Source organism: Flavobacterium sp. (assembly GCF_004211145.1).
In the GTDB taxonomy this organism is placed as follows: Bacteria; Bacteroidota; Bacteroidia; order Flavobacteriales; family Flavobacteriaceae; genus Flavobacterium.
On record NZ_SEBS01000016.1, the window covers coordinates 26,737 to 44,472 of the forward strand.

General features: G+C 44.5%; 18 protein-coding genes and 1 riboswitch. Of the genes, 5 read left to right on the top strand and 13 right to left on the bottom strand.

From position 1 onward, the window contains the following. Positions 1–16: 16 nt before the first annotated feature. Positions 17–109: riboswitch (TPP riboswitch) on the bottom strand. Between the two features lie 145 nt (positions 110–254). The 5 genes from arfB to EOO50_RS09330 are packed head-to-tail and all read right to left on the bottom strand — an operon-like array spanning position 255 to position 4,204. Further along, positions 255–656 (bottom strand): alternative ribosome rescue aminoacyl-tRNA hydrolase ArfB, encoded by a 402-nt coding sequence (arfB, locus tag EOO50_RS09310; RefSeq protein ID WP_290839485.1) that lies wholly within the window; start codon positions 654–656, stop codon positions 255–257. Then, a complete protein-coding gene (locus EOO50_RS09315; RefSeq protein ID WP_290839487.1) occupies positions 643–2,274 on the bottom strand; it encodes a DUF4301 family protein in 1,632 nt (543 codons plus the stop codon). The genes arfB and EOO50_RS09315 overlap by 14 nt, the downstream gene beginning before the upstream one ends. After that, the gene (pnuC, locus tag EOO50_RS09320; RefSeq protein WP_290839561.1) at positions 2,232–2,858 is read right to left on the bottom strand and encodes a nicotinamide riboside transporter PnuC; all 627 of its coding nucleotides are present in this window, start codon (positions 2,856–2,858) and stop codon (positions 2,232–2,234) included. Before pnuC ends, EOO50_RS09315 begins: the two co-directional genes overlap by 43 nt. Before the next feature lies 1 nt (position 2,859). Continuing rightward, positions 2,860–3,573, bottom strand: coding sequence for a geranylgeranylglyceryl/heptaprenylglyceryl phosphate synthase (locus tag EOO50_RS09325; RefSeq protein WP_290839489.1), 714 nt, complete (start codon positions 3,571–3,573; stop codon positions 2,860–2,862). Continuing rightward, a complete protein-coding gene (locus tag EOO50_RS09330) occupies positions 3,557–4,204 on the bottom strand; it encodes a 4'-phosphopantetheinyl transferase superfamily protein (protein ID WP_290839491.1) in 648 nt (215 codons plus the stop codon). The genes EOO50_RS09325 and EOO50_RS09330 overlap by 17 nt, the downstream gene beginning before the upstream one ends. A gap of 322 nt (positions 4,205–4,526) precedes the next feature. Here EOO50_RS09330 and ahcY point away from each other — a divergent pair, with 322 nt between their 5' ends. Beyond that, positions 4,527–5,843 (top strand): adenosylhomocysteinase, encoded by a 1,317-nt coding sequence (ahcY, locus tag EOO50_RS09335; protein WP_290839493.1) that lies wholly within the window; start codon positions 4,527–4,529, stop codon positions 5,841–5,843. A gap of 251 nt (positions 5,844–6,094) precedes the next feature. Continuing rightward, a complete protein-coding gene (locus tag EOO50_RS09340) occupies positions 6,095–7,774 on the top strand; it encodes a S41 family peptidase (RefSeq protein ID WP_290839495.1) in 1,680 nt (559 codons plus the stop codon). Positions 7,775–7,828: 54 nt separating this feature from the next. Here EOO50_RS09340 and EOO50_RS09345 read toward each other — a convergent pair whose 3' ends face one another. The 3 genes from EOO50_RS09345 to rplU form a co-directional block, all read right to left on the bottom strand. Beyond that, on the bottom strand, positions 7,829–8,548 hold the full coding sequence (locus tag EOO50_RS09345; protein ID WP_290839497.1) for a hypothetical protein: 720 nt from the start codon (positions 8,546–8,548) through the stop codon (positions 7,829–7,831). A 193-nt stretch (positions 8,549–8,741) separates the two neighbouring features. Next, positions 8,742–9,002 (bottom strand): 50S ribosomal protein L27, encoded by a 261-nt coding sequence (gene rpmA, locus EOO50_RS09350; RefSeq protein ID WP_290839499.1) that lies wholly within the window; start codon positions 9,000–9,002, stop codon positions 8,742–8,744. 22 nt (positions 9,003–9,024) lie between these two features. After that, positions 9,025–9,399: a 50S ribosomal protein L21 gene (gene rplU / locus EOO50_RS09355; RefSeq protein ID WP_290839501.1), complete on the bottom strand. Its 375-nt coding sequence runs from the start codon at positions 9,397–9,399 to the stop codon at positions 9,025–9,027. 483 nt (positions 9,400–9,882) lie between these two features. Here rplU and EOO50_RS09360 point away from each other — a divergent pair, with 483 nt between their 5' ends. Next, positions 9,883–11,208 (top strand): pitrilysin family protein, encoded by a 1,326-nt coding sequence (locus EOO50_RS09360; RefSeq protein WP_290839503.1) that lies wholly within the window; start codon positions 9,883–9,885, stop codon positions 11,206–11,208. A 63-nt stretch (positions 11,209–11,271) separates the two neighbouring features. Continuing rightward, entirely contained in the window at positions 11,272–13,269 is a 1,998-nt protein-coding gene (locus tag EOO50_RS09365; RefSeq protein ID WP_290839504.1) for a pitrilysin family protein, read from the top strand. An 89-nt stretch (positions 13,270–13,358) separates the two neighbouring features. Here the strand turns inward: EOO50_RS09365 and EOO50_RS09370 are convergent, their stop codons facing one another. Next, positions 13,359–14,225: a DMT family transporter gene (locus tag EOO50_RS09370; protein ID WP_290839506.1), complete on the bottom strand. Its 867-nt coding sequence runs from the start codon at positions 14,223–14,225 to the stop codon at positions 13,359–13,361. Positions 14,226–14,340: 115 nt separating this feature from the next. On the opposite strand from EOO50_RS09370, the gene EOO50_RS09375 reads away from it, so the two are divergent. Further along, positions 14,341–14,868, top strand: a complete 528-nt coding sequence (locus EOO50_RS09375; RefSeq protein ID WP_290839508.1) for a heavy metal-associated domain-containing protein — start codon at positions 14,341–14,343, stop codon at positions 14,866–14,868. A gap of 194 nt (positions 14,869–15,062) precedes the next feature. Here EOO50_RS09375 and EOO50_RS09380 read toward each other — a convergent pair whose 3' ends face one another. From EOO50_RS09380 to EOO50_RS09395, 4 genes are all read right to left on the bottom strand, one after another. Beyond that, entirely contained in the window at positions 15,063–15,449 is a 387-nt protein-coding gene (locus EOO50_RS09380; RefSeq protein WP_290839511.1) for a hypothetical protein, read from the bottom strand. Positions 15,450–15,519: 70 nt separating this feature from the next. Continuing rightward, positions 15,520–16,083: a hypothetical protein gene (locus tag EOO50_RS09385; protein WP_290839513.1), complete on the bottom strand. Its 564-nt coding sequence runs from the start codon at positions 16,081–16,083 to the stop codon at positions 15,520–15,522. A 537-nt stretch (positions 16,084–16,620) separates the two neighbouring features. Next, complete coding sequence (locus EOO50_RS09390) at positions 16,621–17,184, bottom strand: hypothetical protein (protein WP_290839515.1); 564 nt, start codon at positions 17,182–17,184, stop codon at positions 16,621–16,623. Positions 17,185–17,305: 121 nt separating this feature from the next. Continuing rightward, a complete protein-coding gene (locus EOO50_RS09395) occupies positions 17,306–17,728 on the bottom strand; it encodes a hypothetical protein (protein WP_290839517.1) in 423 nt (140 codons plus the stop codon). Positions 17,729–17,736: the final 8 nt, after the last annotated feature.

Here is a 17,736-nt window from a genome sequence, read left to right on the forward strand (position 1 = left end):
GAACTCGGCGTGCACTCCGAAATTCTTCGTCACTCCCTAAACAGCATTACCTGTTCCAGGTTCGTTGGGTATAATCTCAGCCCTTGGTAGAGCACCCCTTTGAGACGTTGCGAAATTAATAATTAATAATGAATAATTAATAATGAATAATTATTTTCGCTCCAATGACATTCGTATCGAAGTCGACCCGTCAATCTGACCATGATCACTAATTATTCATTGTTAATTATTAATTATTCATTATTCATTGTCAATCAAAACTCCGGTTTCCGACGCGACTGTTTAATCTCCGAATTCGAACTCTTCGCCCGCAGCCGTTTCTCCACGACCGACCTCGGAATCTTCGTCGCCTTGCGGATTTTTGGAACGTGCAACGCCTGCGCGATAATCTCAAAAAACCGTTTCGTCACGATTTCTTTGTTCTTGAGCTGGCTGCGGTCTTCGTCGGATTTTAGGACGAGAATTCCCGATTTTGTGAGCCGTGTGGCGAGTTTCTCACACAGCAATTCTTTTTCTTCGGTTGAAAAGCAACAGGATTTTTCAAGATCGAACGACAATTCGACCTTAGATGATACTTTGTTGACGTTTTGCCCGCCCGCGCCGCTGGAACGAACGGCTTTATATGTAAGTTCTGATGAGATTCTATCCTTGTCCATGTTGCGGTTGGTGCGCTGGTTTCAATAAATCGTTCACCGTTTTCACGGGATTGAACGTGACGAGCGGCACTTCTACGAAAACCGTGTTCCATTTCGCCATCGCGCCGTTCCACAAGCCCGGAAGTTCGTAGGCCTTCAAGTCGCGCCCATCTTTGGTCTTGTTTACGATAAAGCCGCGTTCGTGATCCACGAAATCAACAAGATTGAACTTGTTTCCCTTGTAATCCTTGGTCGCACACACGATATCGACGGGATTGAAGTGCGTCGATTTCTCGATGATGGAAACCTGTTGCGGGTTTTGGAGTTCGACCTGTGACGTTTCGACAATCTGAAGCGAAATATTCCCTTGCTGGCCACGTACCCAAAACGGTCCGCCGCCGGGTTCGCCTTCATTCTTGACCATGCCGCACACGCGCAACGGGCGATTAAGTTTCTGCTTGATGTAGGCGATCTTGTTCTCGTTGGTGAACTTCGAGAAATCGCTCATCACAGTAATGCTGAGTTTCTTTTTTAGGAACGTCATCATTTCGTCTATGTCGCCGGGCTCGATGTAACCGCTGTCGATGCGTTTCAAGTAGTCGAAAATTCGCTCCTGAAGCTCGATAAGGATTCCGCCGAGCGCTTTCTTGTACAGCGTGATGATGTCGATATGGTTTTGGATGACGTTGTCGATGTTTTTGACGAACACGATGTCGGCATCGATCTTATTCAGGTTGTTGATCAGCGCGCCATGACCGCCCGGTCGGAACACGAGTTTCCCTTCGTTGTCGCGGAAAGGCTTGTTTTGCATATCAACGCCTATGGTATTGGTCGCCTGGTCCTGATATGAGAAATTCACGTGAAGTTTTACGTTCGAATCGCTTTCGACTTTGTCTTTTACACGGTCGATGATTGTCTCAAACTCGCTTTGGTGCGCTTCCGAAACCGTAAAATGCAAATACGAATTCCCATTCGAACTCGCATAACGCGCGCTTTCACGCAAATGTTCCTCAATTGGCGTCGCCACGTGGTCACTGTATTTGTGAAACGGCAAGATACCTTTGGGTTTGTTGCAGAAATCAAAATGTTCGGGATCGAGCAAGGTCTTGATCAGGTCGTAATTGCGTCGGTCGCTTTCGCGCAGTTCGCTTTTGGAACGGTTGCCGTCGAGTTCCGCCAATAAATCTTTATAAAATGGAAACTTGTCCTTACCCGCGAGAAATACTGAAAGCGCCGACATTTTCGTGCGGTTGATATATGCGTTTATCGTGTCGGTCCTGATGTCGAACTCATTCAAGAACGTCGACAGGAACTTGAACATACGGCTCGCAGCGCCCGATGCCGGAACGAATTTTTTTAGCTTGAACTGGTTCTTCTTCTCGTCGAAATAAAGCGCCGCCGCTTCGAATTCCGGTTCCGAAAGCTGCAAGATTCCATCTCCGGGTTTCGCCGCGCGGTCGAGCATCGTCTTGGGAATGCCTTCGCTAAAGATGCGAAGTTCGTTGGCAACGGTTTCGAGACTGATGCCGTGCTCGCGCATCTGCGAAAGATCAGCCTCGGTAAAACCCATTTTATGTGCGAAGTCCAAAGCTTCGTTTATGCTGTTCCCTGTTGGGATTTGTTCAATATTTTTCTCCATTCCGCATACGCCATGATGGCCAAAATCGTAAAAATCACATATTGTAGCGAGAGGATTCCCAGGCCGCGATAAGCGTAAATCGGGACCGCGATCAAATCGCCGACGATCCACAACGTCCAGTTCTCGATCTTCTTCAAAGCCATGTACCACATCGCGGTGAAGAAAAGGCCGGTAATGAAAATATCCAGGTAGTTTTCAGTCCTTATCTCTGTATTTGTGCTATAATATATTGCGAAAATAACCACAATCGTGAGTAAAAACATTCCAGCGCCTGTTAATTTTTCTTTGCCGTTTGTTCTCGAAATCGATAAGCCCGCGTCGGTCGTGCCTTTACCGAGCCATTTGTACCATCCGTAAATGCTCATGATTGAATAGTAGACGTTTACGAGCATGTCGCCCAGATAATTCGCGCGATAAAGCAGGTAAACCGTGAGAATCGTCGCGACCAAACCCGTCGGATAGACCAAAATATTCTCTTTTTTGGCGAACCAAACGCTCGCGATCCCGAAGAAAAAAACGATGGTCTCAATCGCGATGACTGACCAAGGCGTCTGCTTGTAAGACGAGAGGAAAAAATCGTACAAATCAATCACGTTCGAAGAAATTTTGGTCGTTTTCAAACGCGGTTCCGATGACGACCAAATCCGCACCATTTTCATGAGCGGTCTTGATTCCCGATTGCGATCGGATGCCGCCGCCGACTATCAATGGAATTTCGAGATGTTCCGAAACCGATTGTATGACTTGGGCCGAAACCGCATTCTTCGCGCCCGAACCTGCTTCGAGATAAATCAATTTCTTGCCGAGCATCTGCCCCGCGAGCGACGTCGAAACGATTTCATTTTCGTCAGACAAGGGCTGCGTTCCGCTTACTTTCGCGACCGCGGTCTCACTTCCCGACTCGACCAGAATATAACCCGTCGGAATGATTTCAAGATTCGATCTTTGAAGTTCCGACGCGGCTTTCACGTGATGTCCGATCAAAAAATCCGGGTTTCGTCCGGACAACAACGAAAGGAACAGAATCCCGTCGGCGTGATGCGAGATTTGTGACGGATTTCCGGGAAACAAGACAATGGGAAGTTCGCAATGATCCTTGATTTCGACGATGAGTTCATCGATGCGATCAGTAAAAACGCGGCTTCCGCCAATAAAGATGTGCGTCGCGGGCGATTCGCAAATCTTGGAAATAAGCGCGTTCAGGTTGTCCCAATCGATCTTGTCGGGATCGAGCAAAATCGCAAGCAGTTTTTCGCTTTTGGCTTTCGCCGATAAAATGTCGCTATAAAGATTTTTCATCCGAACGTTCAAAAGCATAGACAAGCATGTGGTTTTCGACGAATCCGAACTTCACGTCGAAGAAGTGCTTCTCGTCCTCAAAATCGAGCATCGCACTTGCCGAACCGGATTCGAGATCGAACGAAAAGGTCGTGATGTGATCTTTGAAACTGATGCCGATTTCATTTCGGATCTTGAAGATCGCTTCCTTCACGCCCCAGACTACGGTGAGTTTTGCCACGTAATCAGGCGACGTCGCGTCAAGATAATGCTCTTCGTCCTCGCTCGTGAATTTGTCGGCGATCCTGATGATCTTGTCGCGCATCAATTCGAGATCGATACCGACTTTTACGTCGCTCACGATAATGGCCGAAAACCCGTGCGAATGCGAAATCGATAAATGATGCCCGTCGTTCAAATGCGGCTTTCCGGTATCGTCATAGGTGACGTCGAAATCAGAATATCCTGCTGCCTGGAATAACTTTCGGACTGACAGGAACCCGCGTTGGTGCTGCTCGGACTTCATCGACATGAGCCGAACCATGTTCATGTCGGTCAAATGGACCTCGTCGAAAAGGTCATTGAATTCTTCTTCGATCTTCCAGATGTAGAGTTTGGTGTGCGGTCCTATTTGGAATGTTTTGAATAGCATAGTCGGATGTCGAATGTCGAAAGTCTAAAGGACTGCGACTTGATTATATGATGTAAATTTTGACGAATGACTAAAGACGAAAGCCGAAGGACTTTAAATCGGTTTTTGATAAAAATCGGGTTACGCGGATTTCAGCGCGTTTCTATCGGCAATGCGAGTCTCGTTGGTCTTTTGTCTTTTGTCATTCGTCAAATGCGCAACGGCTTCAAATATTTAAAATACAAATGTTTATCATATAATAAATATTCCCGAAAGCCATTTTTTAATACAACCTTATTGCGTATTTTTGCGCAAAAATAGATTAATTACAAAGATAAGATACATGAGTACAACGACAATGCCTTATGTGGCGTACAAAGTAAAAGATATTTCCCTGGCTGCCTGGGGACGTAAAGAAATCGAATTGGCTGAGGCTGAAATGCCGGGTTTGATGTCACTTCGCGAAGAGTTCGGAGCTGAGCAACCGCTTAAAGGCGCGCGCATTGCAGGATGTCTTCACATGACGATCCAGACTGCGGTTTTGATCGAAACGTTGCAAGCTCTTGGTGCCGAAGTTACCTGGTCATCTTGTAACATTTTCTCTACGCAAGACCACGCTGCCGCTGCAATCGCCGACGCGGGAATCCAGGTTTACGCTTGGAAAGGTCTTAACGAGGAAGATTTCGACTGGTGTATCGAGCAAACGCTTTTCTTCGGGGAAGATCGCAAGCCTTTGAACATGATCTTGGACGACGGTGGCGATTTGACGAACATGGTCTTGGACCGTTATCCTGAATTGGTGGCCGACATCAAAGGTCTTTCAGAAGAAACGACTACTGGAGTTCACAGACTTTACGAGCGCGTTAAAAACGGAACATTGCCAATGCCGGCGATCAACGTGAACGACTCGGTTACGAAATCGAAATTCGACAACAAATACGGCTGTAAGGAATCGGCGGTTGATGCGATTCGTCGTGCAACTGACTTGATGCTTGCCGGAAAACGCGTTGTGGTTTGTGGTTACGGTGACGTCGGAAAAGGAACTGCGGCTTCATTCCGTGGCGCCGGATCAATCGTGACGGTAACTGAAATCGACCCGATCTGTGCGCTTCAGGCTGCAATGGACGGATTCGAAGTGAAGAAATTGGATACGGTCATCGCAACTGCCGATATCATCATCACGACTACCGGAAACAAAGACATCGTTTTGGGAAGCCACTTCGAGAAAATGAAAGACAAGACTATCGTTTGTAACATCGGTCACTTCGACAACGAAATCGACATGGCTTGGTTGAACTCGAACCACGGCGCGTCCAAAGTCGAGATCAAACCTCAGGTCGACAAATACACGATCGCAGGAAAGGACATCATCATCTTGGCCGAAGGTCGTTTGGTGAACCTTGGTTGCGCGACCGGTCACCCGAGTTTCGTAATGTCGAACTCGTTCACTAACCAGACGTTGGCTCAGATCGAATTGTGGAAGAACAGCGCGGCTTACAACAACGACGTTTACATGTTGCCGAAACACCTCGATGAGAAAGTTGCAGCGTTGCACCTTGCGAAATTGGGCGTTGAGTTGGAAGTCTTGAGAGACGACCAGGCGGCTTACATCGGTGTTGAAGTTGCCGGGCCGTTTAAGCCGGAATACTACAGATACTAGTCTTTACTGAAAAATTTAAAGATTAAAAAATTTAAAGATTAAAAGATTAAACCCTTGCGGAAACGTGAGGGTTTTTTATTGGTTGTAGGAATAACTGCTTTGAGTGTCAACATAAACAATTGCATTCCGTTCCGACTTTGCGACTTTTAGACTTTACGACTACTTATTTTGCCTTTCGACTAACAAATATTTGTTAAGCTCGTTCCAAAAATGCTCGCGTTTTTGCAATTTTCCGTCACCAAACAACTTACATGAAAAACGTTTATCTGCTTCTGGTATTTATGATGACGGGATATGTCGTTGCACAACCTGTTTCGGAAATACAAAAAATCGAGCAACTTGGACTCGTTTGGGGTTTGATGAAGTACAAACATCCTGAAGTCAGCAAAGGAAAATTCGATTGGGATAAGGAACTTGTCGCATTGCTTGAGAAATCCGAAAAAGTGAACGATCAATCGGAAATCGAGGCCGAAATCAATTCGTTGTTTTCAAAAGTCAACGCTAAAAATCCAACATTCAAAATATCAAAAGACGAAACGCTGTCGCTCTTTTCTAAAAACGCAGATTTCGATTGGATTGATTCGATTGGTTTTTCCGACTCGGTTAAAGACGAACTCCACAAACTCCGACGCAACAAAAATATCGGAAACCACTATGCGAAATTTTACGCGTTGAGCACGATAATCAGCTTCGAAAATGAAAAAGGGTTTAAAGGTTTCGACCGAGGCGTGAAAAGTCATCGGCTGTTATTGCTGATCAATTTTTGGAACGCAATCCAATACTGGGACGTCAATAAGTATCTGTGCGATGAGAACTGGCGAAAATCCCTTCCGAAAATGATTTTCGAATTCATCGACGCCGACACGAGTGCGAAATTTGAAATCGCAAAACTCAAGATGACGGCGCGGCTCAACGACTCACATTCGTATTCGGTAAGTAACTTTTTCGCCGATTCCCTGTTTAACCGATTCCCTGCTTTCGGAGTGAAAATCATCAACGATTCGTTGCTCGTCGTCCAAATCGCGAATAAGGAATTGGCGTCGAAAGACGGAATCGAAGTCGGCGACGTGATCACGAAAATCAAAGGTTTGCCCATTCGCGAATATATCGACAAAACGTTCGCACCTTTGATTTCGGCTTCGAACCAGAACAATCTCGACGATTTCCTGGGCAGAGGTTTTATCGTGCGCGACAACACCGAGTCGCTCGACGTTACGGTATATTCCAAACGTCTGAAGTCGGAGAAAAGAATAAACATCGGGCTTTACAAAACGTATGAAACTAAAAATCCCGAAGCTTTATATAAGAGCCGAACCGAAACTTGGTCGATGCCAAAACCCGATATCGTGTACATAAATCTCGAAAAAATCACCGACAACGAAATCGACGAGATATTCAAGAAAAACAAATACACGAAAGGAATCATTTTCGATTTACGCAATTATCCGCGTAATCTTTCGCCAAATAAGCTTGCCAATTTTCTTTATCCGACCCGAAAACAATTCGTAAAAGTACTATCGCCATATCTTGAGAATCCGGCTTATGGAAACGCCGATACCGACGCGCCCACGAGCATAATCTCCGATCCTTTCAAGGCCGGACGATCCAATTCAGATTTCTACAAAGGGAAAGTGATCGTGCTCGTAAATCGCCGTACGATGAGCAATGCCGAATACATCGCGATGATGTTACAGCAAGCCCCTAATGCAACAGTAATCGGTGAGCAAACGGCCGGTTCGCCGATGAACTTCCAATCCTATATACTTTCAGACAAACAGGAAGCAAGTTTCACAGCGTTGGGAGGCTTTTATCCTGACGGAACGCAAGTACAACGTAACGGCATCAAGATCGATCTCGTAATCGTGGGCAGCGCGCTCAATTATGACTCTGACCGCTATGTTTCGGAAGCCATAAAATTAATCGAAAAATAAACCCATAAAAAAAGCGACACTATCACATGTCGCTTACATTCCATCCATTTCCGATTACAGCTTCTTCGCGCTCTTATCGATGATCTTCTGGATTCTCTTGTCAAGATCGGCCATGAGTTCGGTCAAGGCGCTTTCGCACATTGGGAGGATTTTATCGGTCTTCATGACGGGCATTCCACCGACCATCATTCCCGTTTTCTTTGAATTCGCATTCTCGTTTATCGTGAATACCTTCTCGCCTTTCTTGTTGTAAAGAACGATGTTCGTATAGGCACGCATTTTTGTGCTCGCCGTTCCTCCGACGCCGAAGCCTTTCGTGAGCTCGAACGTCAAAAATACGTACATGACGCCATCGTATTCAGCGAATAGTTTCGTCATGGCCTGAGTGTTGGCTTTTCCGTAGTTCGGCGTGATCGCCTTGTAGCCCGGAGCCGTTACGTAGCGAGTCGCTTCGAATCCTTTTTCGTATTCGGGCGTGAAACTTTGGTATTCAGGTTTTCCAATTACCGTCGCTTCGGCCTCGAGTTCAAATGGGAATTTCTTGGCGTACTCGTTGAAGAATTTGTCGTGAAATTGTTGGATAAGCGGCTGGAGGTTGAAGTTCGGGTCGTTCGTCAGATCGGTAGCCAATGAAACGGCGCCAAGTCCGACATCTGAAAGCCCGACCTGTTTGTCGGCGTAGAAAGTCACGACCGCTACTTTTTTTGTTTGGGCGAACCCGGTCATTGAAATCGCCATAACAATCACGGCGCTCATCATTTTAATCATCTTCATAAAAATTGTCGTTTAAATTTAAAAGCGCGCAAAGGAAATGAAATGATATGAACTGGCAACTTTGGTTTATGTTAAACTTCTGACAGCAAGCGAAGTATTAACGTTTGCCAACGGAAACGCCCGCCAAAACCTAACGTAAAGGCATAAAAAAACCCGCTCTTTCGAACGGGTTTCTAACTTATATAGTTTTCGATTAAGCCTGGAACGGCTCGATAGAAACATAAGACTTGTTTTCACCTTTTTTCTGGAATTTCACAACACCGTCAACTTTAGCGTGAAGCGTGTGATCTTTACCCATGTAAACATTTTCGCCCGGGTTGTGTTTCGAACCACGTTGACGAACGATGATATTTCCTGCTGCGGCAGCTTGTCCACCAAAAATCTTAACACCTAAACGTTTCGATTCTGATTCGCGTCCGTTTTTAGAACTACCGACACCTTTTTTGTGAGCCATGACGTATCTTTTTAAATGTTAATTATTCTTCTGTTGCAGTCTCTTCAGTCTTTTTTGCAGCAGCTGGCTTTTTCTTGGCAGCACCCGGCAAAACGATTCCTGAAATTTGAATTTGTGTCAACGACTGGCGGTGACCGTTTTTCTTTTTGTAGCCTTTACGACGTTTCTTTTTGAAAACGATTACTTTTTCACCTTTTACGTGTTGTAACACTTTGGCTTCTACTGAAGCACCTTCTACAGCCGGGGCGCCCAAAGTTACCGTTCCGTTGTCGTCAAGAAGAAGCACTTTCGCGAACGAAACTGCATCACCTTCTTTGCCTTCCAAACGGTGAACGAAAACCTTAAGGTCTTTGCTTACTTTAAATTGTTGCCCTGCTATCTCTACGATTGCATACATAAACAATATGTTTGATTAAAATTAAAATGGGTGCAAATATACAATTAATTCGCGTTCTAGCAAGATGTCGGGTGATTTTTTTGGTTCACGGTAAAAGATATAAGATTCAAGATAACGGATTTATGATATTTTGGGCGCGTCGGCGGCTGGATTCCAAGCAAGATCCCGCTGTGTTGCCGCCCTCGCCTCTGTCATGTTGGGCGAGAGCCGCCGTCGGGCTATCCGCTATATCTTTTGCAGCCTGAGGTTTAGAAACCCCAGGTCTGCAAAAGGATGCCGCTGCTATCCCTCGCGCAAACATCCGGCTTTGAACGACTATTAGACCCGCGAATATGCAGCAAGCCAGTCCAAAAACAATCCCGGATCGCCGGCGACTTTAAATCATCGAACCCTGAACCTTGTACCCTGAACCAAAAAAACCTACTTTTGCGTAACAATCCCACACAAACACATACAAACACACAATTAATAATCAATACCTTTATGAAAAACACGATAATGGCTTTGGGTTCAGCGCTTCTGCTATCAGGGACCGTCACTGCCCAAAAAGTGGCGTTTGAGGAATTCGACCTCGAAAACGGCATGCACGTTATTTTGCACAACGACAATTCGGCTCCGGTCGTGATCACGTCGGTAATGTATCACGTCGGCGCCAAGGACGAGAATCCGGATCGCACAGGCTTCGCACACTTCTTCGAGCATTTGCTTTTTGAAGGCACGAAAAACATCGAGCGCGGCCAATGGATGAAGCTCGTCACGTCAAACGGAGGCGTAAACAACGCCAACACTTCAGACGACCGCACGTATTATTACGAAGTCTTCCCATCGAACAGCCTCGAACTCGGTTTGTGGATGGAATCAGAACGTTTGATGCACCCGATCATCAACCAGATCGGCGTCGATACCCAAAATGAAGTCGTTAAAGAAGAAAAACGTCTTCGCGTCGACAACCAACCGTACGGAAACTTGTTGGCCGAAGTCAAGAAGAACCTATTCAAGAACCACCCGTACCGTTGGGCGACCATCGGATCGATGGAACATCTCGATGCCGCGAAACTCGAGGAATTCCAAGCGTTCAACAAGAAATATTACATTCCCAACAACGCGGTTCTGGTCGTCGCAGGTCAATTCGAAACGGCACAGACAAAAGAATGGATCAAGAAATATTTCGGTTCGATTCCAAAAGGCCCCGCTATCGATCGCAAAACGTTCACCGAGCAACCGATCACCGAGACGATCAAAGCGTCCTACATCGATTCGAACATCCAAATCCCGATGATGGTCGCCGCCTACCGCACGCCATCGATGAAAACCCGTGATGCCCGAGTGCTCGACATGATTTCAGCGTATTTGAGCGACGGGAAGAGCTCGAAACTCTACAAGAAAATCGTCGACGACAAGAAAATGGCGCTTCAGATCGGGGCGTTCAGCTTCAGCCAGGAAGATTATGGTATGTACATTTTATACGGATTGCCATTGGGACAAACCCAGGTTTCGGACATTTTGAAAGAAGCCGACGAGGAAATCGTCAAGCTCCAAACCGACCTTATCTCAGAAAAAGATCTTGAAAAACTCAAGAACAAAATCGAAAACGGCTATGTGAACGAAAACGCCAGCGTCGAAGGAATCGCCGAGAATCTTGCGCGTTACTACATGCTTTACGGAGACGTGAACCTGATCAATACTGAAATCGAAATCTATCGTTCGATCACGCGCGAGGAAATCAGGGACATCGCCAAGAAATATCTCAACCCTAACCAACGTCTGTTGCTCGATTACGCTCCAGCCAAAGACAAAGCCCAAAATTAAGACGACACAAGAATCATGAAAAAAATCATAATCGCTTTAACAGGTTTGTTTTTAACTCTCTCTATGCAAGCACAAGACAGACCGCAACCAAAACAAGGACCGACTCCGGTCGTCAACGTGAAGAAGCCGTCGACGTTCACGCTTCCAAACGGTTTGAAAGTATTGCTCGTGGAAGACCACAAACTTCCGCGCGTTTCCTATAACCTGACGATCGACAACGCTCCGTATGCTGAAGGCACCAAAAAAGGCGTCTCTGACCTGACGAGCGAACTCATCGGGAAAGGCAGCAAGAAAATAACGAAAGACGCGTTCAACGAGGAAGTCGATTTCCTGGGCGCCGACCTGAACTTCAACTCGAACGGAGCTTACGCAAGCTGCTTGTCCAAATATTCGGCGCGCGTGCTCGAGCTTTTGGCTGAAGGCGCGCTTCACCCGAACTTCACCCAAGAAGAATTCGACAAGGAAAAAACCCAACTCATCGAAGGCCTGAAATCGCAAGAAAAAAGCGTTCCTGCAGTTGCCGGACGCGTTCGCAATGTGTTGGCTTTCGGGAAAACGCATCCGTCGGGCGAATATCTTAGCGAGGAAACCATCAACAACGTGACGCTTGCCGATGTCCAAAACGATTACAACACGTACTTCGTTCCGGGCAATGCGTATTTGGTCGTCATCGGTGATTTCAAACCGAAAGATGCCGAGAAACTCGTCAAGAAACTTTTCGGAGGTTGGAAAAAAGCGACCGCTCCAAAAATTACGTACACCGATCCGCAGAACGTGCAGTACACGCAAATCAATTTTGTGGACATGCCGAACGCGGTACAGTCGGAAATTTCGGTCATCAACACCGTTCGCCTCGAAATGAAAGATCCTGATTTCTTCCCTGTGATCCTGGCCAACCAGGTTCTCGGAGGCGATTTCAACAGTTATTTGAACATGAACCTTCGCGAGGCACACGGCTGGACATACGGAGCGCGTTCCGGAATCGCGGGAAGCCGTTACGTCGGGACATTCACCGCGTCGTCCCAAGTGCGCAACGCCGTTACTGACAGCGCCGTAGTTGAATTCATGAAGGAAATCAAACGCATCCGGACTGAAAAAGTTTCGAATGAAGTACTTGATGTCGTGAAAGCCGGTTACATCGGGCGTTTCGTAATGCAGGTCGACAAGCCGCAAACCATCGCACGTTATGCGCTCAACATCGAGACTGAAGGACTTCCTGCCGATTTCTACACGAATTACATGAAGAGCATCAACGCGGTAACGCCTGAGGATATCCAACGCGTTTCACAAAAATATTTCCTATCAGACAACGCGAGAATCCTTGTCGTAGGAAAAGGTTCCGACGTTTTGCCCGGTCTTGAGAAATTCAGCGCCGACACGAAAACGCCGATCTTGTATTTCGATAAATTCGGTGCGCCGACTGCAAAACCCGTAATCAAGAAAACGGTTCCTGCGGGAGTTACCGCAAAATCGGTATTCGAAAACTACATCAAGGCGATCGGAGGCGAAAAGGCGGCGAAAGCGGTCAAAACGGTATCGACAACATATGCGGGATCGATCCAGGGAACGCCTTTGGTGTTGACGATGAAGACATCGGCTGACGGGAAAATGTCGGCCAACATGAACGCCATGGGAATGACCGTGATGAAACAAGTCACGAACCAAACCGCGGCTTACATCGAGCAACAAGGCCAACGCAAGGATTTCACGGGCGACGATTTGGTTGCTTTGAAAGACAACGCGTATCCGATCAAGGAATTGAATTTGTTGAAGAAGACCGACCTTAAAGTCGACGGCATCGAAGCCATCAATGGAACCGAAGCCTACGCGATCAAAAACGGAAAAACCACAACGTACTACGACACCAAAACGGGATTGCGCGTAGCCGAGTCCAAAACGTCGGAGCAAGGAACGCAAACCATGAACTTCGGCGATTACAAAGAAGTAAAAGGCGTGAAATTGCCGCACAAGATGTCAATGACTGCGGGCGGAATGGATCTTGAATTCATTGCGAGCGACGTTAAGGTTAACGAAGGCGTGACAGAAGCTGATTTTCAGTAGAGTGCCTGAGTGCTCTGTGCCTGAGTGCCTGAGTACCGCATCGCAGATATAAATATTTTGGAAAAGGCTGTCAGGTAAGACAGCCTTTTTTATTTGCGGCTTGAGAGATAGACGCCAGCCAAAACAATCACCGCGCCCAAAGCTTGCCAAACGGACAACGTTTCGCCGTCAAGAACACCCCAAAAGAACGCGACGATCGGGATCAAATACGTCACCGACGACGCGAAAACAGGCGTAGAAACCTTTATCAATCGGTAAAAAAGCAAGTTAGCGATTCCTGTTCCGAGAATTCCGAGTAAGGCGACGAAACCTGTCGCGTGCTGTACTTTCGCCTCGTGCCATTGTTCAAAGAATCCTGAGAAAAACAGAATGCAAAGACAAGGTAACAACATGGCCGCGAAATTTCCCGTGGCGATCGTGAGCGGTGACAGATCCGACAAATACTTTTTGAGCAGGTTGATGTTTATCGCATAACAAACCGCACCCGCGAAAGCCAATAGCGCAAACCAGTTATTATTTCCCGATTGGCCGCCTTCGCCTCCCGTTATCAAAAGAATGCAACCTGCGAGCCCAATGAAGACGCCTAAAACCTGAGTCCGTTTATAATCGAGCGCGAACAACACGATCCCGATCAACAGCGTGTTCAAAGGCGTGAGCGCATTCATGATCGAACTGATTGTGCTGCTTATATGTGTTTGCGCGATCGCGAACAGGAAAGCCGGCAAGAAACTCCCGAAGAACGCCGTGAGCACGATGTACTTCCATTTCTCAAGCGGAATCTTGGGCAACGTTTTGAATCCGACGACCATGAAGAACAAGCCCGCGCAAACCATGCGCAGCGAACCCAACTGATACGGCGTGAGCCCGACGAGCCCGCGTTTGATGAGAATGAATGAACTTCCCCAAATCAAACCGAGTATTGCGATAAGTAGAAGTTTGTTGCGGTTGGCGCTCATTATTGTTAATTAACAACCCAAAATTGTAATAAAATTATGACTTGAGGCAACGTTTTTCTTTATTTTTGTCAGCGGTTCCAAACAAGCCCAAAATCCAACATTAAAAAATATAGTCATGAATTTGAGAAAATCACTGCTTATCGCTGCGTTGCCGGTACTTTTCCTGTCGGCTTGCAAACAAACTGAAAGCGCCGCTCCCGCCGCCGACAATACATCTACTGAAAAAACGACTGCCGCGGTATCGGCTAAACCTGAAACCGCGAGTTTCAAGATTGACGGAATGGTTTGCGCCGTAGGTTGTGCCAAGACGATCGAAAACAAACTCGCCAAAATGGACGGCGTGACCAAAGCAACTGTCGATTATGACAAGAAACAAGCGACCGTGGAATTCGATGCGGCCGTACTATCGACCGAGAAAATCGTCGAGACCGTAGAGAAAACCGGAGACGGAAAAACCTACAAAGTGTCAGACGTGAAATCATCGGGCAACCAGGCGATGAATTTCGGCGATCCCGTGAAAGAAAAAGACAAGAAGAAAAAGTCAAAGAAAGAGGCTAAAGCCGACGCGACCAAGAAAGAAGGTTGTCAAGAGAAAGAAGCGAAAGGCGGATGTTGCGCGAAGAAAGGCGCTCACGCTGCTTGATTTTAGATTTACAGATTTCAGATTTACAGATTTTAGATATTTGACGGATAGATAATGGACGCCTTCGGGCTGAAATTAGCTATCCGTTTTTTATTTGTGTTTTAAAACTCTTTGTATTTTTTGATATCCAAATTCAGCCAGTTTTTGTGATACAGAAAAAATTCCGATTATCCGATTATTAACTTCGCTACACTTTAATTCCCTTTGTATTTTTTCTTAATTATCGAATCCAACCACTTTGAATTATAGTCACAAAGACAATTACTTAAAACTCGTTCCTTTTTTGAAGCTCCGGTATGCTCTTTAGTCGAATTGATGTCTAACAATTTATAATACATCGCTCTTTTTTTTGCAAGGCTGTCGATCTCTATATATAACATTCCAAGAACCGGCTCCGAATATCCGCTCTTATCTAACGCTAAAATTCTCTGGATTTCTGGCGAATCACCAAAACCGTACTTCAAGCATTTTTTAAAATAATGTATCTTAAACTCGTAGACAAATATTTCTTTATCTGACTTTCTATCTTTTTGGCTGGCGCATGCAACAAGGAGTAGACACGCTAGTAATGCCTTTTTCACAATTCAAGTTAATTTAATATCCACACGTAAATATACTTAACTCCACCTCCTAGATTGAATACTATAGAAACTAATGCAATTCTGAAGACGCTATCTTCTCAACAATTTTCCACTCGCCTTTTTCCTTTTTCATCACGACAATTCCTGAAAATGTCGAAACACCAATATTTGTGCTCTCTGAAATAAAAAAGAAAACTTGGTCTTTGTATTTATACTGGATAGGTTCCGAAAAACTTAAAAATAAGCGATCTCCTTGTAAAATTTCTTTTGGGATAGACTTGAGATCTGACAGAAAATTTACTTTTAGCATTTCCATATGGATTTTAAAATCTTCGGGTTTCCAATAACGAATTTCATCATCTTTAAGGTGCTCTCTTTTCAACTCCTCGTATTCGACTTCACTATACATTTTAGAGCCGGCCCATATTTTAACGCCACTTGAACTCAACCTAGGGGTGCCTTGTAAGATAGATATGGCCCGGAGATCAGATACTTTTTCTGGAAATACAAATATCCGTCCGGACTGGCATTTTTTCTGTTCTTTCAGATAAGTCGAAACTGGATTATAAGCCGAGCAAGATTGTAAGAGTATTGACAAGGCGAAAAACAAACAAAGACTGGTAGAAGACTTCATTGGCAGGGATTATTACGGGTTCCAACTGGATTAACGGTTTTTCCTTGTGGGTTGACCGACGATTGAATCAAACCAATTTCCTTCGTAATCGCACAGACAGTTCTCATTCGAAATATTTTAATTTGAATTCATACACAAAATTTCCTTATCCGATTTTCGCTCCCTTTGACTTGCGCAAGCAGATAGGATTGGAATAAATAATCGTAGTTTCTTCATAATCCTTTCGCGATACTTTCTCTAACGCAAAATTGGATAATCTGAGCTCTTTCATATCTTCTGCCTTGGCAATATCCTTTCAGTATTTAGACCTCCTTACTTTTTCCAGAACAAAAGGGTCTTGCTATTTTGCAAACCTATTATGCATTCAATAGTTTTAAATCTATTTTTTAATGTTCTTTTTTCCATAATATTCTTCCAAACTTCTCTGCAACTTTTCGAATGCAAGATTAGCAATCGAATCCAACTCACGGCTTTTGTAATAATGGAGACAGGTGGCCATGTAATAATTTTGATTTTGCACTTAGTCCTTTTTAAAATTCACTGAAACTGATAATCGTAAATTTTTTCCAAAAAACGCCATTTATCCTTTTCAAAAACCATTATGACAGCTGCACTTTCTGATGAACCTGGAGTGTCTGTGTTTCCTGTCTTATATGAGAAAATTGCCATTTTTTTTGGCTTGTAATAAATAACATCTGACACCCATAAAATTTTTTTGCTATTACCAGTGTATTTGTTTAGAAATGCCGAATTCCATAACTCTTTTTGAGAAACCTGCTCCAATTCAATTTTTGATAATTCCGAACTGTTCCATATTGTCGAGACTTCATTATTACTAGTGTCAAAAATCTTATTCCAAATTACTTGATCAAGAACTTTGCTCCGGTTTCCATCGACCGGAATTTCATGATCATAATCTTTATTTATGTCTTCGGATTCGTAAAGTATTCTTAAAGTATTGGTATTACTTAATTTTTCAGAAACGAGAAGTGTCTTGTTACTTACTATATCCATTAAATATTTCTCAATGGCATTGTAATTTTTAAGTGATGCACATGAACAAGTCGCGAGCATAAATATCAAACAAAGTAATTTTTTCATAGATTAAAATTCTATTAACATGATATTCTAGGATTTTGATTTCTTTTTAAAACATCCGAGACTCAGCAAATTTCTGTTTGTAATTCAATCTCTCTCATTCCTTTTTATTGCTTTGCTTGATCTATTTCTTCTTTTTATGCATATCATACTCAATCCTGGCGATCGAGTCGAGTTCCTTGCTTGCATAATAATTTAAACATGCAAAGGAAATGAATTTATTACCCTCAAGATTTTCATCTCCTTGGTCTATTTTAATAAACGGCGTAGGTAGATTATCAACTATTTCCTTCCCAATTTGTCTGGCTTGATCAATTGTAGAAAAATCAAGTTCGAGATTAGGATTGAACAAGTCCCTGTTTTTAAGAATAACCCTTAAGCTGTCATTTTGCAAACCTTCTTTAATACAACCGTAAAAGACTTCGTATTTATAAGAGTTTATCCATAATTGTTTTTCATTTTGATTATAGGTAAAATTCTCTCGCTTGTATGTATTACAACATATTAGTAAATTAGTAAATATAATTATGCTGATTTTTGCTTTCATTTTTTTAG

Coding starts and splice junctions, on each gene's coding strand:
- arfB (WP_290839485.1), bottom strand. CDS start 656: ATGGACAAGGATAGAATCTCATCAGAACTTACATATAAAGCCGTTCGT.
- EOO50_RS09315 (WP_290839487.1), bottom strand. CDS start 2,274: ATGGAGAAAAATATTGAACAAATCCCAACAGGGAACAGCATAAACGAA.
- EOO50_RS09325 (WP_290839489.1), bottom strand. CDS start 3,573: ATGAAAAATCTTTATAGCGACATTTTATCGGCGAAAGCCAAAAGCGAA.
- EOO50_RS09330 (WP_290839491.1), bottom strand. CDS start 4,204: ATGCTATTCAAAACATTCCAAATAGGACCGCACACCAAACTCTACATC.
- ahcY (WP_290839493.1), top strand. CDS start 4,527: ATGAGTACAACGACAATGCCTTATGTGGCGTACAAAGTAAAAGATATT.
- EOO50_RS09340 (WP_290839495.1), top strand. CDS start 6,095: ATGAAAAACGTTTATCTGCTTCTGGTATTTATGATGACGGGATATGTC.
- EOO50_RS09345 (WP_290839497.1), bottom strand. CDS start 8,548: ATGAAGATGATTAAAATGATGAGCGCCGTGATTGTTATGGCGATTTCA.
- rpmA (WP_290839499.1), bottom strand. CDS start 9,002: ATGGCTCACAAAAAAGGTGTCGGTAGTTCTAAAAACGGACGCGAATCA.
- rplU (WP_290839501.1), bottom strand. CDS start 9,399: ATGTATGCAATCGTAGAGATAGCAGGGCAACAATTTAAAGTAAGCAAA.
- EOO50_RS09360 (WP_290839503.1), top strand. CDS start 9,883: ATGAAAAACACGATAATGGCTTTGGGTTCAGCGCTTCTGCTATCAGGG.
- EOO50_RS09365 (WP_290839504.1), top strand. CDS start 11,272: ATGCAAGCACAAGACAGACCGCAACCAAAACAAGGACCGACTCCGGTC.
- EOO50_RS09370 (WP_290839506.1), bottom strand. CDS start 14,225: ATGAGCGCCAACCGCAACAAACTTCTACTTATCGCAATACTCGGTTTG.
- EOO50_RS09375 (WP_290839508.1), top strand. CDS start 14,341: ATGAATTTGAGAAAATCACTGCTTATCGCTGCGTTGCCGGTACTTTTC.
- EOO50_RS09385 (WP_290839513.1), bottom strand. CDS start 16,083: ATGAAGTCTTCTACCAGTCTTTGTTTGTTTTTCGCCTTGTCAATACTC.
- EOO50_RS09390 (WP_290839515.1), bottom strand. CDS start 17,184: ATGAAAAAATTACTTTGTTTGATATTTATGCTCGCGACTTGTTCATGT.
- EOO50_RS09395 (WP_290839517.1), bottom strand. CDS start 17,728: ATGAAAGCAAAAATCAGCATAATTATATTTACTAATTTACTAATATGT.